This window comes from Gluconobacter sp. P1D12_c (assembly GCF_018812105.1).
GTDB lineage: Bacteria > Pseudomonadota > Alphaproteobacteria > Acetobacterales > Acetobacteraceae > Gluconobacter > Gluconobacter oxydans_A.
Genome location: NZ_JACSIQ010000945.1, coordinates 1 through 349 on the forward strand (window position 1 = coordinate 1; position 349 = coordinate 349).

At 57.6% G+C, this 349-nt stretch carries 1 pseudogene; it reads right to left on the bottom strand.

The features are described 5' to 3' along the window. A pseudogene (locus KP705_RS19905) lies at positions 1–349 on the bottom strand (Tn3 family transposase); the annotation flags it as partial.

Genomic DNA, 349 nt, shown 5'->3' on the forward strand with positions numbered 1-349 from the left:
ATGGCGTTTTTGTTATCCGCGAAACGGCTGGAACGGAGATGGGTAAAGAAGTCGGTGATGCTGAGACAGCGGTCCACTTCCAGCATAAGATCAGTAATCTTGATGCGTGGCAGCCGGGCGTAAGCCGCCCGCCTCAACTCTTCCCGAGCAGGGGGTGTAATTGCTTTCAGAGGCGAAATCACACGACCATGTGCATCACTCCGGACCTGTGACAACTCGCCCTTCCTGGCAAGAGCCGTCACCCGGTTCAGCGCGGTTTCCAGCACTGCACGCCGTTGAGAAAGGAACGTGTCAGCCGTAGCATTGATCGCCAGAGGCAACGGTCCTTGCGCGCGCATCGCTGCAAACG